Annotated in this window: 1 protein-coding gene; it reads left to right on the top strand. The window is 55.5% G+C overall.

All coding sequences use genetic code 11. From position 1 onward, the window contains the following. Positions 1 to 12: 12 nt before the first annotated feature. The coding region (locus tag HMPREF2749_RS01245) for an ATP-binding cassette domain-containing protein (protein ID WP_246823473.1) at positions 13 to 425 on the top strand (413 nt) is incomplete at its 3' end.

Below are 425 nucleotides of genomic sequence, written 5' to 3'. Positions count from 1 at the left end.
TATGAACTGACTGTGCGTGAAAATCTTCTTCTGGGTTTGCCGCAGGAGGCTGTTGAGCGTCTTGGTGATGCTGATTTGTGGTCGGCTTTGTCGGTGGCTTGTGCTGATGATTTTGTGCGTGGTCTTGAGGGTGGTTTGGATGCTCAGTTGGGTGAGTCGTTTGGTGGTGTTGGTCTTTCGGGTGGTCAGTGGCAGCGTTTGGCGTTGGCGCGTGTGGTTCTTCGGGATGCGCCGGTGTGGGTGTTGGATGAGCCGACCAGTGCTGTGGATGCTGAGACTGAGGAGGAGATTTTTGCTCGGTTGAAGGTGGCTGCTGTTGGGCGTTTGGTGGTGTTGGTGTCTCATCGTGCGTGGACGTTGCGTGGTGTTGATTCTGTGGTGGTGTTGGATGGTGGGTGTGTGGTGGAGCAAGGAACCTACCGGGA

The organism is Rothia sp. HMSC075F09, from assembly GCF_001810515.1.
Lineage (GTDB): Bacteria > Actinomycetota > Actinomycetes > Actinomycetales > Micrococcaceae > Rothia.
This window is presented reverse-complemented; position numbering and strand designations above follow the sequence as displayed.